Below are 14,760 nucleotides of genomic sequence, written 5' to 3' on the forward strand. Positions count from 1 at the left end.
TTAGTTATTAAATTCCTTAGTTTCATTGTTTCCCTTGAGTTTTTCTCTCTCGAAATGCAAATTTTCCTCCAATTGTTGTAATTCTTCTCGCCGAGTTTCTATTTCTAGGCGTATGCGAGTTAAATCTTGACTTTGAGAGGTTAACTCTTGTCTCCATTTTTCAATACGATTTTGTTCTTCAGGAATGTTAAGATTAGCGTTAGAATGTCCTTCCACTAAATACTCCCTCACTAAATTTAACACCCAGTCTTTCGCATCTCGACAACGAATTATGTGGTTATTTTCATCTAATTGTAATAAAAGCAATAATCCTTCGACAAAAGTTACTTCAGAGTCTGAATTTAAAGGTAAAAAATTTTCGTGACACAATGTCCATTGTAGTTTAGATTCTTCTACTGCAAGTAAATGTAGTTCTAAATTCCCTGACGCAATATTTCTAGTAACTTGAGCAAGATATAACATTTTACAATGAACAATTAACAGTGAACAATTAACAACGAAAAAAGTCAAGAGTAATAAATAACTAAACCCATTACTCATTACTCATTCTTTAATTATCTTAGTAAGTCAATACGTTTTTGCAGAATTTCTCCTTGAATTTTACTTTCAGTTAAGGCATTTTGTGCTGTGTCAATAATATCTTGAGGTGCTTTATTGATAAAGTTAGGATTATTTAATCTACCTTCTAAAGACTTAATTTCTCCCTCAATTTTACTGAGTTTTTTCTCTAGTTTAGTAATTAATTTCTCTAAATTAATAATACCGTCTAAAGGTATCAATATTTGAATTGTACCAACAACCGTAGCAATTGCCTTTGATACTTCTTCTGTTAAACTATCCGTAATGGTGAGGTTTTCAACTTTTGCTAACTCTTTGATATAACTTTGGGTTTGATTTAAAATTGCCCTTTCAATGTCATTTTTTGAGTGTAAAATAGCGTTAACCTTAACACCCGGTTTTATTTCTGCCTCCGCGCGGAGGTTACGAATCCCCCGAATTGTCTCAAATAAAAGACTAAAACTGTTTTCTAAGTCTTCATCAATCACCGTAGTAATAATAGGAAAAGTTGAGGAAGGCAATTCTATTTTTATCCCGTTATCAGTGGAAGAATAGCCAAAAATTTCTTGTTTGAAGTTGTTTAACCTGCCGAAAGTTTTTCCTCTGGATTCGGCAAATAGTAGATTTTGATAAGTAAACCATAAACCATATAATAATCCCAATAATTGTAAAAAGGGTGCTAAGAGAGGAAAATCATGAATAGCGGTGAGAATAGAAGTAATTAACTGTAAAACGACGAAAGTAATAAAAATTATCGATAATAGAGTAAAAGGTTGTTGATATTTACGAATAAATCCGCTAACTTGATCTGGTAATAGATTAACAACTTGATTACCTAATTTAATAATTTTACCATCCTCACTTTCATTTATAGTCATCAAAGGAGTATTTACAAGAGGAGATAAATTGATTAATTCGTCAACTTCAGGAAAAGATTGTAAGGCTAAACTATCATTGTTATTTTGGGTTAAAGTGTGCCAAATTTCTTCGGTGATATGAGGCATAAAAGGATGTAAAAGTTTTAATATACCTTCTAATACATAAGCCAAAGTTTGTTGTGCTACCACACGAGAAGAAGATTCTCCTTTTATCCATAAACGAGTTTTTACTAATTCGATGTAAGAGTCGCAAAAATCACCCCAGATAAATTCATATAATCCTTTTGCTGCTTCTCCTAATCCATAATTCTCGATATTTTCTCTTGTTTGTTTGATAACTTGGTTAAATCTTGAAAGTATCCACCTATCGGATAATTCTAACTGCTGTAAATTCGGATAACTTAACTGTTGGGGAGTTTTACCTTCTAAATTCATCAACACAAAACGGGCAGCATTCCATAATTTATTGGCAAAATTACGACTAGCTTCCACAGATTCCGACTCATCAGTTTCTCGATTATATTGTAAACTAATATCTTGCCCCGCCCCTGCCACTTCACGAATTAAAGTATATCTTAGGGCATCTGTACCGTATTTATTGCTTAATAATAAAGGATCAATACCATTATTGGCGGATTTTGACATTTTTTTGCCGTTTTCATCCCTTACCAAGCCGTGAATATAAACATCTTTAAAAGGCATTTTATCAGTAAAGTGACCTGACATCATCGTCATTCGGGCTACCCAAAAAAAGATAATATCAAATCCTGTTACTAAAGTTGTGTTAGGATAATATCTAGCTAAATCATCGGTATCATTGGGCCAACCCATGGTAGAAAAAGGCCATAATCCAGAAGAAAACCATGTATCAAGCACATCTGGATCTTGAGTTATGATTATATCTTCTCCGTATTGCTCAACGGCTTTGTCACTCGCAGAAATTTCATCAAATGCTACAACAAAAGGAGTCTCATCGGTAATTTCTCCTCCAGTTTTACTAATAATATACCAAGCAGGAATTTGATGTCCCCACCAAAGTTGACGAGAAATGCACCAATCTTGAATTTTTACTAGCCAATCTCGATAGACTTTTTGCCATCTTTCCGGTACAAAATGAGGAGAGTGATTATTATCTAATTCTTGTAAAGCATTTTGGGCTAAAGGTTCAATTTTCACATACCATTGAGTAGAAATAAGAGGCTCAACGGGTACTTTTCCTCGATCACTATAAGGTACACTATGACGATAGGGCTCAACTTTGACTAAAAATTGTTCATCATTAAGACGATTAACAACATTTTTCCGTGCTTCAAATCTATCTTGCCCTTGAAATTCACCACCGTTTTCGTTAATTGTACCGTCTTTGTTTAAAATATTGATAAAAGGTAGATCATGACGCTTACCCATCTGAAAATCGTTAGGATCATGTGCTGGTGTTACTTTAACACATCCTGTGCCGAAAGTTGGATCTACAAAATCATCGGCGATAATGGGAATTTCTCTAAAAGTGATGGGTAAAATAAGGGTTTTACCGATAAGATGTTGATAACGCTCATCATTAGGGTTAACAGCTACGGCGGTGTCTCCTAACATGGTTTCGGGGCGTGTGGTAGCCACTTCTAAGTATTCATCGCCTTCTGTCAATGGATAACGCAAATGCCATAAATTACCGTCAACTTCTTTATTTTCTACCTCCAAATCAGATACGGCGGATTGAGATTCTGGACACCAGTTAACCATATACTTTCCTCTATAGATTAACCCTTCTTCATATAGTTTAATGAAGGCACTTTTAACGGCGGTGCATAAATTTTCATCAAGGGTGAATCTTTCTCTACTCCAATCTGCCGATAAACCTAACCTTTGTAGTTGGTTAACAATCGCCCCTCCTGATTCTTCTCTCCATTGCCAAGCCTTCTCTAAAAATTTCTCTCTCCCTAAGTCGTAACGAGTTTTACCTTCTTCTTTGAGTTGTTTTTCAATAATTGTCTGTACCGCAATACTAGCATGATCTGTACCGGGTAAACAAAGGGTATTTTTCCCTGTCATGCGATGGTAACGAATTAAGGTATCAATCAGGGATGTATTAAAAGCATGTCCCATGTGCAACTTTCCTGTAACGTTAGGAGGAGGAATGACAATAGCATAAGCCTCTCCCTCATTATTTGGATTAGCTTTAAAGGTTTCGTTTTGTCGCCAAAATTCCTGCCATTTAGCTTCGGTGGTTTGAGGTTCGTATTGAGGAGGTAATATAGGGTGAGAATCAGTCATAAAATAAGAATTTATATAAGTTTTAATATTAATGTTTTTCTCATTATCAGTTATTCCCTCTCAATTATCAACTGTCATGGTAATTCATCAATTTTTCAAGGTTTTTATACTTCCTTCAGATATTAAGAACCATCAGTTGGTATGATTTATTAAGAATTATTTAATATTTATAAAAGTCAGTATTCGTATATATAGTTAATATCATGATTAATCACCAAAAATTAAGTTTATGGATTAGTATAAAAAAATTATTGCTTTTAGTGAGTATTATTTCTTCTCCTCCTGTTTTTGCTCAAAGTCTTGATTCTAATCATAATATAGATTCGGTTTCTTCAAGTTTCATAAATAAATCATCTAATCTTCACGCTTCATTGCCTGTTAACTCTGTTTCAGGAAAAGAGATTAATCAAATGGTAGAAGAATTACAAGATTTAATCTATCGAGTAGAAAGTACTTTAATTACGGTAGAAGCTAAACAAGTAAAATATGATGCACCGATGACGACGGTGGCAGATTATGTTTTAAAAAATCCTGCTAAGTCTAACTCTCGGAATAATGAAAGCAAGAGTATTAATCGTTATGGTAATAATTCTGCTTCAAAAGCCATCGCCAATGGTAAACAAGTATTACAAGATTTTCCGATTTTAGCCCGACAAAATTATAGTCAAGCAAGACAAATGTGGCTAGAAGCTCGTCGTAGTCTATGGGATAACTACCCCGTGGATAGTCATTTTGCTCAACCAGAAGTCAGAGCTATGTGGGTTGATCGAGGTACAATTGTTAAGGCAAAGTCAAAAGAAGATCTTAAACCGTTATTTGATCGTATGGCAGAAGCGGGAATTAATACCATCTTTTTTGAAACTATTAACTCTAGTTATCCTATTTATCCTAGTCGAGTTGCACCAGCTCAAAACCCCATGACGAAAGGATGGGACCCCCTTCAAGCATCCATTGAGTTAGCCCATGAAAGAGGCATGGAATTACACGCTTGGGCATGGATTTTTGCGGCGGCTAATCAAGGACATAATCGTATTTTAGGGCAACCTGAGAATTATTTAGGTCCTGTTTTATCTCGTAATCCAAGTTGGGTACTAAAAGATCAAAATGGTCATGTTTTTAATCGTACTCCGGGGTTTAAAAAAGCATTTTATGATCCTGCTAATCCGGAAGTTAGACGCTATTTATTAGCTTTGTTAGATGAAATTGCCACTAATTATGATGTAGATGGTATTCAATTAGATTATATTCGTTATCCTTTTCAAGATAAAATTACTAGGCAAAATTTTGGTTATACCGATGTTAGTCGCAGTTTATTTAAACAAACCTATGGTATTGATCCTAAAACCATTAAACCATCTTCTCCTGCTTGGAAACAATGGACAAATTTTCGGATTCAACAAATTAATAGTTTTGTGGCCGAAAGTTCTCAACGGCTTAAAAGTAAACGTCCTGATTTAGTAGTCTCTACGGCTGTATTTCCTATGCAACGTCTTGAACGTTTATCTACTTTACAACAACATTGGGAAGAATGGATTTATAGCGAATGGGTAGATATGATGGTATTAATGACTTATGCTTTAGATACTGGTAGTTTTGAAGATCGCACTAAAGCTGTTTTCGCCTTCTCTCAAAAAAATCCTAGTTTAATTATCCCCGGTATTCGTTTATTAAACGTTCCTAATGCCGAAACTTTTGACCAAATGCAATCCATTCGTAATATGCCTTCGGGGGGTTTTGCTTTATTTGCAGCGGAAAATTTTAATTCTGATTTAGGTGTTATGTTTAAACAAACTCAAGGTATCGCACCTGAAACTCAAGAGCCGACTCCCCATCGTCAACCTTTTGAAAGTGCTTTTTCTCGTTATCAGGCTTTACTTAAAGAGTGGAATTTTCTCTTAATCAATCATCAAATTACCATGGATTCTCGTTCTCTTAAAGAGTGGGCAACCCAAGCTGATCAATTAGGCGATCACCTAAAACAGTTAGCACAAAACCCTTCTGGGAATAATTTGCTCTTAGCACAAAAAGAATTATCATCACTAAAAGCAAAACTACCTAGATATTTAGCGAAACATCAACAGAAAAATGCTTTACAAGTGGAAACTTGGAATAATCGACTAATGACGTTAGAAAACTTACTTCAATACGGAGAAAGAACTATTATTGCTAATTTAGAAAATCCTCAGAAAATAACAACGAATAGATAAAGTATCCATTAAAAAAATTTAATCTTGTTAATAATCCATTTCTTGATTTCCGTATTTATACTGAGTATAATTAAGTAACTCTACTATACCTTTATTGAATTTTAATTAATATACTGAAGAGAGATGAATGATATTAATTATTATAATGGAATCATGAAAAATCAATCTTCTTCTGGGTTTGATAACGAAGATGAACAATTAAAATGTTCTTTACAAAAGGTTTTAGATTCTCAGAAAAATAATTTAACTGAAGAAGAGTTGGATAAAATTCATTATTTTTATTTGCTGATTATTGAGGATGGAAATAATCAAAGAATTATCTATTTACAAGATGAAATTTATGAAATTGGTCGTCGTCATGATGCAGAAATCGTAATTTATGATCAATCGGTTTCTCGACACCATGCTACTATTGTAAAAGAATATAATCAAGAAGAGAATCTATTTTTTTATAAAATTTTTGACGGAAATTTATCAGGTAATCTGAGTACTAATGGTTTAATTATTAATGATAAAAAATATGATAATAAATATTTAGAACATGGAGATTTAATCAAATTTAGTGAAGAAGCAAAAGCAAGGTATTTTGTTATTGATAAAAATTCAAAAATAACTGATATTTTTACTACTATTGACTTAGAAAAAACTTTAGATAAAGATAATAAACAAGAAGATTATGATAAACGAACATTAACAAAAGATAACTATAATATTGATAAAATATATTTAGATAAAGACAATATTATTGACTATATTTCTAAACTTAGCTCTTTTGCTGAACTTAGTCCGTATCCTATTATTGAAATTAATTTACAAGGAAAGTTAACTTATTATAATCAAGCAGCAAGTTTATGTTTTCCGAACTTAATAGAAGAAAAAATGACTCATGTAGTGTTATCTAACTTACTAAAAGCAGACCATAAAATACAAGGAAATTTATTTGTAAGAGAAGTACATTATCACCATAAAACTTTTGAGCAATATATTCATTATTTACCAGAATTAAAACTGATTAGAAGTTACTTATTTGATTTTACTGAACGCAAACAAATTGAAGCAAAATTTAAAGATAGCGAAGCAAAATATCGAGCTGTTATTGAACAAATTTCGGAAGGAATTATCTTATTTACTGTCGATGATTTTATCATTATTGAAGCAAATATTGCTACTACAACAATCCTTAAATATTCTTTCGGAGAATTAATACATAAAAATATAGAAGAATTATTAGCTAATAAACACCCAGAATTTAAGCATAAATTAACACAACTAAAAGAAAAAAAAATTAGTTTTAAAAAAGAATTAAAATTAAAAGTAAAACGATGTGAACCTGTAGATGTTGAGTTAAGTGTAAGTTTAATTAACTATCAAAATAAATTAGTTTTTTGTGCTGTTTTTAGTAATATTAGTGATCGAAAAAAATTAGAAAATCAACTAAAATATCAGGCTTATCATGACAGTTTAACTGGTTTATATAAACGTAATTTTTTTATTAATTGCCTATCTCAAACCATAGCTAACGCTAAAAGAAAAAATATTTTAGTAGCAATTCTTTTTTTTGATGTAGATTACTTTAAACAAATTAACGATAATCATGGTCATGATATTGGGGATTGTTTACTAAAACAGTTTTCTCGACGACTGAAACATTGTCTTCGGGAAAGTGATTGTCTCGCACGGTGGGGAGGAGATGAATTTATCGCTTTATTACCCGATATTGCCTCTAAAGATGATTTAATTGTCATCATTGATCGTATTATTAAATCTGTCACAAATCCTTTTGTTTGTCATGGTGTTACGCTTCAAACTTCTACCAGTATTGGGGTTGCGATTTACCCTCATCACGGTGAAGATATTGACTCTTTGATTAAAAAAGCAGATCAAGCCTTATATATTACCAAAGCTAAGGGTAGAAATGGTTACACTATTTGTGACTTTGAATAAAATAATACAAAATAGAGACGTAAGATATTACGCCCCTAGGAAGTTAATTGTTTATTGTTATTGAGCTTTTTCTCTTTGCCAATTAGAAATATTACCAATGGTATAGGTATTTTTAGTTACTCTTTTATCACTACCTAAATATTGACTATAAGTACCAACAGCATCAACTTTTACTTTAGAATTACCAGAGCTAGAATCCCATGATTTAATCCACATAGAACCTTTAAAGTTACCGTTAGTATTACCACCACCATTAACACTACCAACGGCAGCAGGAGCATGAACAAAGGCTTTCACTGTACCAGTACCGTTAAAATGAGCTTGTAAAGTAGGACATTGACTGCCGACAGCTAAAGAGCCACAACCGTATTTTGTTTCATTACCCGTAGTGTAAGTATTTCCATAAATTTGTAAGTTAGCAGATGTGTTCACTGCACTAGGATTGATGTCTGGATTACCGCTTAAGTTGATATTACCTCTAACATAAAAAATTACTTTTGTGTTATCTTTGATGGTTACATTGCTACCGCCATTAATATCTAAATTGTCAATTAAATAATGATAATAACCGCTAGAGTCTGGAGCATCTCCTTGACTTGCAGGAATAGCTGGAACGGCGGGAGTTATTAAAACACCTTTTTTATAAACTGCTTCTTTAGCTGGAACTGCTGGTGTACCATTTCGAGGAAAAGTCATTCCAGAGACAGATCCCTCAACAGTATAGTATGAAGACGGTAAATTCGGCGTATCTGGCATAGCTTCAGGAGAAACGCTAATGGATTGAGCCTCTTCATCATAAAGATTATCTTCATCAGGAGCACCTGTTATTTGGCTTAATGTTTTACAAGAAAATATTTTAATATCACCATTAACTTTATCTCTTGCCCAGTCGTTACCGACATCAGTAATCCAAAGCCCAGGGACTTCTTTAGTATTATCAGCCGCAGTAGAACCCCCTAAACTAGCATCAAATTCTACTTTAATTCGTGCCATAGAGCCGTTATCACCACCAACTTTGCCTAAAATAGCTAAAGTACCAATTCCGTCATTGTTACCATAACTAATAAGTTGATATTGACGTTTATCATCTAATGAAACCCAACCTTGAGGAGTTCCACTATCTTGGGTGGTGTCTCCCATAGTATTATTATCTGGTATGCCTAAAACTTGTGCTTGTAAGCTATCAATTACTTGTTGTGTTTTAGAGTTAGTTCCTTGATTACTACTACAGCTTGTCTGAGTTGATTCGGAATCGGCCAGTTCATTTAAGTTACCGTCTAGTTTATCAGGTCCATCATTTACGATTTCTTGCCATTGTTCTTCATCTAATACTAGAGCTAAACGAGGTTCTTGGATAAATAAACCTTGAATGCGTGAAATACCTGTTTCTGCTACCGCAATGGCTTGTTTTGTTTGTTCATCAGCGATAGTATTAGTTTTTTCACTGTTTGCTTTTGCCATAGCTAAACCTGCCGCACCAATAACCATCATCCCCATAACTGTTGCTACTACGAGGGTTGTTCCTTTTTGACTATGTTTATTAAGTGCAAGAAGTCCATAAAGAAATTTAGTACCAAAAGATTTTTTATTACTAATTTGATTATTGTTGAACATGGTCTTATCCTCTTTTATTCAGTCATGGTGAAGGCAAATAAAATTATAATTACAGTCTTTAGATCACTTTATTTATCTATCTTTTATTGTTACCTAAAATACTGTTTTTCCCCATGTAGTAATTACTGAACTTTTAGATGAAAATTCCATAAAACTCCTTATATATACGGAGAAACAAGATTTTTTATCCTAATAAAGAGGCTTAATTTTTAACTGTTTTTTTTGTTGGTGTGATTCTTGAGTTAAATCCATTAATAATTGTGAATAATATCCTTCTTTTAACGAAGGTTGTAAATTAATATTGGTGTCAATAGAATTGACTAATTGATCAACAACTCTAATAAAAGGTGCTAATCTGCCATCAGTGTAAACTTGAGGAAAAGCTAATCTTTTTGGTATTTCTACCTCTGTTAACGGTTTATCTCCATCAGAAGCGTATAATTTAAAACCATGAACATAGTCTTTAAGATTGCTACTTCCTAATACTAATGTGCCTTTTTCGCCGTAAATTTCTAACCAATGTCCTCTTCCTTGATAAGTTACAGAACTTAGGTTAATTTGTACTGGTGTGCCTGTTTTTAATTCAAGGGTGATTAAACAAGTATCATCTGCTGTAACAGGTTTTAGTTGGTTATTAGACAAAGGATCTGGCCGTTGGGCGATGGCACAACTTAAATGAGCGGAAATCGTATCTACTTCACCGAATAACCAATGAAGATAGTCGAAAACATGAGAACCAAACGCACCTAATGCACCTCCGCCTTTTTCCTTGACAGAATACCAATTCCATGATCTATTAGGATTAGCACGAGAAGGCACTAACCAATCTATTTTTATCAGTCGAATATTACCAACATAATCTTGCTCTAAATATTCTTTTAATAGTTGCCAAGCAGGAATAAAACGAAATTCAAAATCAGCAATGGCAATCTTACCTTTTTCTTGAGCTAATTGGTCTAATTTTTTTGTCTCATTAGCATTAAGATTAAGAGGTTTTTCCATGAGAATATGTTTATTATTTTCAAGGGCAATTTTCCCCATTTCATAATGTAAAAAAGGCGGTGTTGAGATACTAACCACATCAACATCAGACAAAGAGCAAATTTCTTCTAAATTATCACTACCATAAGGAATATTATACTCTTGGGCGATCGCTCTTGCTTTATCTAAATTGCGATGATAAATAGCAGTAACTTCTGTGGAAGGATGAATTTGAAATGCTGGTAAATGAATTTGTTTACCAAAACCCGTGCCAACAATGGCAACACCTATTTTTTTTTTCTTATTCATCAAAATCTTTGGGTTTGAAACCCCCTCCTTCTAGGACGGCGTTATATTATTCTATCTCAGTGTTGACATTTCTTTTTTCTCGCTGTAGATTAAATATATATTGAATAAATAACAATATGTATAAAACACAGAAGAACCAAATTAGAGGACTGTCTAAATCTGAATTTGTAGCTTTACAAGGGTTGTGTCGATTAACAAAAAATTTATACAATGTAGGGCTATATCAGATCAGGCAGTTTTTCTTTTTAGAGAATGGTTTTCTGCGTTACGAGTCCAATTATCACCAATGCAAGACTAATGAAAACTATAAGTTACTAAATACCAATATAGCTCAACAGACTCTGAAGGTTGTAGATAGAAGTTTCCGTTCTTTTTTCAACTTAATTAAAAAAGTGAAGTCAGGCAATTATCAGTTCAACCAAATTTCTTTACCACGGTATCTCAAGAAGGATGGTTATTTCCCCCTGATAATACCTCGAATTATAGTTAAGGATGGGTGGTTTAAAGTTCCTATGTCTAGGGAATTTAAGAAAGATTATGGGGAAATCAAAATTCCTTTTCCTCAACGATTAGATCCTGATAAATTAAAGGAAGTCAGAATACATCCTAAATATAATTGTCAGTTTTTTGAGGTAGAATTTATCACAGAGGAAGAACCGCAAATTGTTAAGTTTAAGTCCGACAATGCTTTGTCTGTAGATTTTGGAATCAATAATTTAGCGACTTGCGTTAGTACCAATGGGGCATCGTTTATTATCGATGGCAGAAGATTAAAAAGTTATAACCAGTGGTACAACAAAGAAAATACTAGGTTGCAATCCATCAAAGATAAACAAGGGATAAAAGGATTAACCAAAAGACAAGTACAATTGCTCTTGAAGCGAGGTAATCAAGTTCGAGATTATCTAAACAAGACAGCTAAGTATATTGTTGATAATTGTCTAAGATTAGACATCGGCACTTTAATTGTAGGAGTTAACAAGGGTTGGAAACAAGAAGCCAATATCGGACGCAGAAACAATCAAAATTTTGTTCAGATTCCTCATTATTCTCTTAGAGAAAAGCTAAAGGCTTTATGTGAAAACTATGGGATTCAATATATAGAACAAGAAGAATCTTATACCAGCAAAGCGAGTGCCTTAGATAACGATGACATCCCTACCTATAATCCAGATATTTCTACTAAATACACTTTTAGTGGGAAAAGAATTAAGCGTGGTTTGTATCGCTCAAAAGATGGTACTGTTACTAATTCCGACAGCAATGGTGCATGGAATATAGGACGTAAAAGTAAGCACAAGGGTTTCTCCCAAGTGTCTAGTGGGCTTTTGACTAGCCCGTTGAGAATAAGTTACTTAAACGTAAGTTTAGGCTAATTTCTTAAGTATCCTCTCGCCTTTAGGCAGAGGAGTGTCAATGTTATTGTTGATTATAAATAGATTTATTCAATGTAGTTACATGGATATAGTGATAACGGTAGAGGAATTGAGTATCCACTATAAGCTAATACACTCCCGTCTGGATTATACCAAGTTGCACTAGAGTTACCAGCATTATGAGTCATTACTTGACCATTAGAATAATACCAAGTTGCACCAGGATTACCAGCACTATAAGTCATAACTTGACCATTTTCATAACGCAGACTTTGTCCATTTCCTTTTTGTGCAGAAAAGCACATTTTTTGAGATGGATTTAGTTTTGTTTTTTTATCGTCATGGGTGACTTTTGAACAGGCTTCCCGTGCATCTCTAGCGCGCATACCTTGATCAACTAAATAGTCTATACAATTATCAACATCAGCAGATACTTTGCTTGTTATACCGCTATTGATACTGAAAAAAATAAAAAAAACAATAGCTTTCCCAATTCCCGTTTTAGTAATTTTTATCATTGGTGAGAAGTTTCGCTCCCTAACCCCCAATTTTGGGGGAAATTTAACTTATTATTTTCTTAAGACTCAAATAGGATTACTATAATACTATTTATATATAAAAATTATCAAAATTGAATGCTTTTAATTTAACAGTTTTTATTTAACTGAGATCTTGCATCAGATCAAAAATACTTAATCAGCAAAAATCAATTTTAGAATCTAAAATGTAGGGTGGGTAATGCCCACAAACCACCATAAAGAGTATTTAAACCTGATAAAAATAGTTGTTTTTGGTAACTTCTATAATTATGATGTTTTTCTTAAAATACAAATGGAATCTCATAAAAAATAGCATAAGACAATAGCTATTAAAAAAACCATCCGTAGGAGTGCAAACCTTTACCGAGTAAATTGACTCCTAAATAACAAACCCAAACCACCACAAAACCACTAGCGGCTAAAATTGCAGGTTTTTTGCCTTGCCAACCTTTAGTAATTCTTGAGTGTAAATAAGCGGCAAATACTAACCATGTAATCAATGCCCATGTTTCTTTAGGATCCCAACTCCAGTATGATCCCCATGCTTCATTTGCCCATACACCTCCTGAAATAATACCGATGGTAAGCAAGGGAAAACCTAAACCGATAATACGATAACTGATATTGTCTAGGGTATCGATTAAACTCAGTCTTTCAGGAGATAAAGAAATAACTTCTGTGGTAGGTTGAGTTAAAACAGCAGTATTTCCTGAAGATTTATCCCTGTCGAAGGTTACAGACTCCACTTTATAGTTAAGATTCAGTTTTTTAACATTACGGTAAGCTCCTGTACCGACAGAACTTCCTCTCAATTGAATTTCTTTGCCTTGAGTTAGAATTAAAAATGCGATCGCCATTAAAGATCCTACCATCAAAGCTGAATAGCTAAACATCATTACGCTAACGTGCATCATCAACCAGTTAGATTTCAAAGCAGGTACAAGGGGTTCACTGTGTTGCATTTCAGGAGGTAAAGATAAGGCTGCAAAAGCAGTAATGCCCATAGCTACAGGAGCAGTAACCACCCCGACTAAACGACTACTACTCATATTCTCAGCGATTAAATGTACTGCGGTAATTCCCCATGTTAAGAAGAATAAAGATTCATAAAGATTACTTAAAGGAAAATATCCAGCTTCAATCCAACGGGCAATTAACAACGTAGCCATGGCTAAATTAGCGATAATCATACCAGAAGTGCCAATTTTAGGTAAAACGGTAAAATTAGGAAACGCCGTACCTATCCAGTAACATAACATCGTCAGGAAAAGGACAGCGAAAGAAAGATTATCTAAAGTACTTTGTAAATTAATTAAATCCATAAGTTTGAAATATTGAGATTATTAATAATTAGAAAATTTTTTACCTGACAAAGTCGAAAGGAATTAACTCACTAATCTAATGTAAATTATAGCTATTAAGAATTATTAAGGAATAGATTAATAAATATCATGGTCATTTATCTTGTCAAACGTACCATGCTTGTTTATGCTTATTTTAGATAGATTAAAAAATATCTTGAATCCTCGTCAATTTACGAATCAACAAAGTAAAAATACTCATTATTTACTGATTAACTAAGTTGATTTGTTAGTCTTGGAAGTTTATGAGTAGATAAAAACTTTTTAATCGTAGGTTCGGATTCAATTTTAAGTAGATTTAGTGTATCAAGGAAAAAACAAAATGTCAATTGCAGTAGGGATGATCGAAACCTTAGGGTTTCCAGCAGTAGTAGAAGCCGCCGATGCTATGGTAAAAGCCGCTCGTGTAACTCTTGTGGGTTATGAAAAAATCGGCAGTGGTCGTGTTACGGTTATTATTCGTGGTGACGTATCTGAAGTACAAGCCTCTATCTCCGCAGGAATCGATGCGGCAAACAGAGTAAGTGGTGGTGAAGTCTTATCAACTCACATCATTGCACGTCCTCATGAAAACCTCGAATACGTTTTACCCATTCGTTACACCGAAGAAGTAGAGCAATTTCGTAGCTATTAATAATTAGCTTATAGTTGACTAAATCGATGATCAAAATTAAAGACATAAAACTCTTAGTTATTGATTTATAAGTTTCCAAACATAAAAT

The 14,760-nt window shown here is 33.4% G+C and carries 10 protein-coding genes; 4 read left to right on the forward strand and 6 right to left on the reverse strand.

What is annotated here, in order from left to right; all coding sequences use genetic code 11:
• Together ACEW8E_RS06620 and ACEW8E_RS06625 are read right to left on the reverse strand one after the other, a co-directional pair.
• Entirely contained in the window at positions 1 to 540 is a 540-nt protein-coding gene (locus ACEW8E_RS06620; protein ID WP_373479549.1) for a hypothetical protein, read from the reverse strand.
• Positions 541 to 554: 14 nt separating this feature from the next.
• On the reverse strand, positions 555 to 3,707 hold the full coding sequence (locus ACEW8E_RS06625) for a valine--tRNA ligase (RefSeq protein ID WP_373479550.1): 3,153 nt from the start codon (positions 3,705 to 3,707) through the stop codon (positions 555 to 557).
• Positions 3,708 to 3,910: 203 nt separating this feature from the next.
• On the opposite strand from ACEW8E_RS06625, the gene ACEW8E_RS06630 reads away from it, so the two are divergent.
• Positions 3,911 to 5,914 carry a glycoside hydrolase family 10 protein gene (locus ACEW8E_RS06630; protein WP_373479551.1) on the forward strand — a complete coding sequence of 668 codons (2,004 nt, stop codon included), beginning with the start codon at positions 3,911 to 3,913 and terminating at the stop codon, positions 5,912 to 5,914.
• 153 nt (positions 5,915 to 6,067) lie between these two features.
• Entirely contained in the window at positions 6,068 to 7,858 is a 1,791-nt protein-coding gene (locus tag ACEW8E_RS06635) for a diguanylate cyclase domain-containing protein (RefSeq protein ID WP_373479552.1), read from the forward strand.
• Between the two features lie 57 nt (positions 7,859 to 7,915).
• Here ACEW8E_RS06635 and ACEW8E_RS06640 read toward each other — a convergent pair whose 3' ends face one another.
• A complete protein-coding gene (locus tag ACEW8E_RS06640) occupies positions 7,916 to 9,472 on the reverse strand; it encodes a hypothetical protein (RefSeq protein ID WP_373479553.1) in 1,557 nt (518 codons plus the stop codon).
• Between the two features lie 189 nt (positions 9,473 to 9,661).
• A complete protein-coding gene (locus tag ACEW8E_RS06645; protein ID WP_373479554.1) occupies positions 9,662 to 10,762 on the reverse strand; it encodes a Gfo/Idh/MocA family protein in 1,101 nt (366 codons plus the stop codon).
• Positions 10,763 to 10,878: 116 nt separating this feature from the next.
• Between ACEW8E_RS06645 and ACEW8E_RS06650 the strand changes: the two genes are divergently transcribed.
• A complete protein-coding gene (locus tag ACEW8E_RS06650; protein WP_373479555.1) occupies positions 10,879 to 12,138 on the forward strand; it encodes an RNA-guided endonuclease InsQ/TnpB family protein in 1,260 nt (419 codons plus the stop codon).
• 65 nt (positions 12,139 to 12,203) lie between these two features.
• Here the strand turns inward: ACEW8E_RS06650 and ACEW8E_RS06655 are convergent, their stop codons facing one another.
• Together ACEW8E_RS06655 and ccsB are read right to left on the reverse strand one after the other, a co-directional pair.
• Positions 12,204 to 12,656, reverse strand: coding sequence for a hypothetical protein (locus ACEW8E_RS06655; protein WP_373479556.1), 453 nt, complete (start codon positions 12,654 to 12,656; stop codon positions 12,204 to 12,206).
• A gap of 350 nt (positions 12,657 to 13,006) precedes the next feature.
• Entirely contained in the window at positions 13,007 to 13,999 is a 993-nt protein-coding gene (gene ccsB / locus ACEW8E_RS06660) for a c-type cytochrome biogenesis protein CcsB (RefSeq protein WP_373479557.1), read from the reverse strand.
• A 361-nt stretch (positions 14,000 to 14,360) separates the two neighbouring features.
• On the opposite strand from ccsB, the gene ACEW8E_RS06665 reads away from it, so the two are divergent.
• On the forward strand, positions 14,361 to 14,672 hold the full coding sequence (locus tag ACEW8E_RS06665; protein ID WP_373479558.1) for a carbon dioxide-concentrating mechanism protein CcmK: 312 nt from the start codon (positions 14,361 to 14,363) through the stop codon (positions 14,670 to 14,672).
• Positions 14,673 to 14,760: the final 88 nt, after the last annotated feature.

Source organism: Geminocystis sp., from assembly GCF_041753295.1.
Classification (GTDB): domain Bacteria; phylum Cyanobacteriota; class Cyanobacteriia; order Cyanobacteriales; family Cyanobacteriaceae; genus Geminocystis.

Excerpts from the sequence above, each read along its gene's own strand:
- ACEW8E_RS06620 (WP_373479549.1), bottom strand. The coding sequence starts at position 540 with ATGAGTAATGGGTTTAGTTATTTATTACTCTTGACTTTTTTCGTTGTT.
- ACEW8E_RS06625 (WP_373479550.1), bottom strand. The coding sequence starts at position 3,707 with ATGACTGATTCTCACCCTATATTACCTCCTCAATACGAACCTCAAACC.
- ACEW8E_RS06630 (WP_373479551.1), top strand. The coding sequence starts at position 3,911 with ATGATTAATCACCAAAAATTAAGTTTATGGATTAGTATAAAAAAATTA.
- ACEW8E_RS06635 (WP_373479552.1), top strand. The coding sequence starts at position 6,068 with ATGAAAAATCAATCTTCTTCTGGGTTTGATAACGAAGATGAACAATTA.
- ACEW8E_RS06640 (WP_373479553.1), bottom strand. The coding sequence starts at position 9,472 with ATGTTCAACAATAATCAAATTAGTAATAAAAAATCTTTTGGTACTAAA.
- ACEW8E_RS06645 (WP_373479554.1), bottom strand. The coding sequence starts at position 10,762 with ATGAATAAGAAAAAAAAAATAGGTGTTGCCATTGTTGGCACGGGTTTT.
- ACEW8E_RS06650 (WP_373479555.1), top strand. The coding sequence starts at position 10,879 with ATGTATAAAACACAGAAGAACCAAATTAGAGGACTGTCTAAATCTGAA.
- ACEW8E_RS06655 (WP_373479556.1), bottom strand. The coding sequence starts at position 12,656 with ATGATAAAAATTACTAAAACGGGAATTGGGAAAGCTATTGTTTTTTTT.
- ccsB (WP_373479557.1), bottom strand. The coding sequence starts at position 13,999 with ATGGATTTAATTAATTTACAAAGTACTTTAGATAATCTTTCTTTCGCT.
- ACEW8E_RS06665 (WP_373479558.1), top strand. The coding sequence starts at position 14,361 with ATGTCAATTGCAGTAGGGATGATCGAAACCTTAGGGTTTCCAGCAGTA.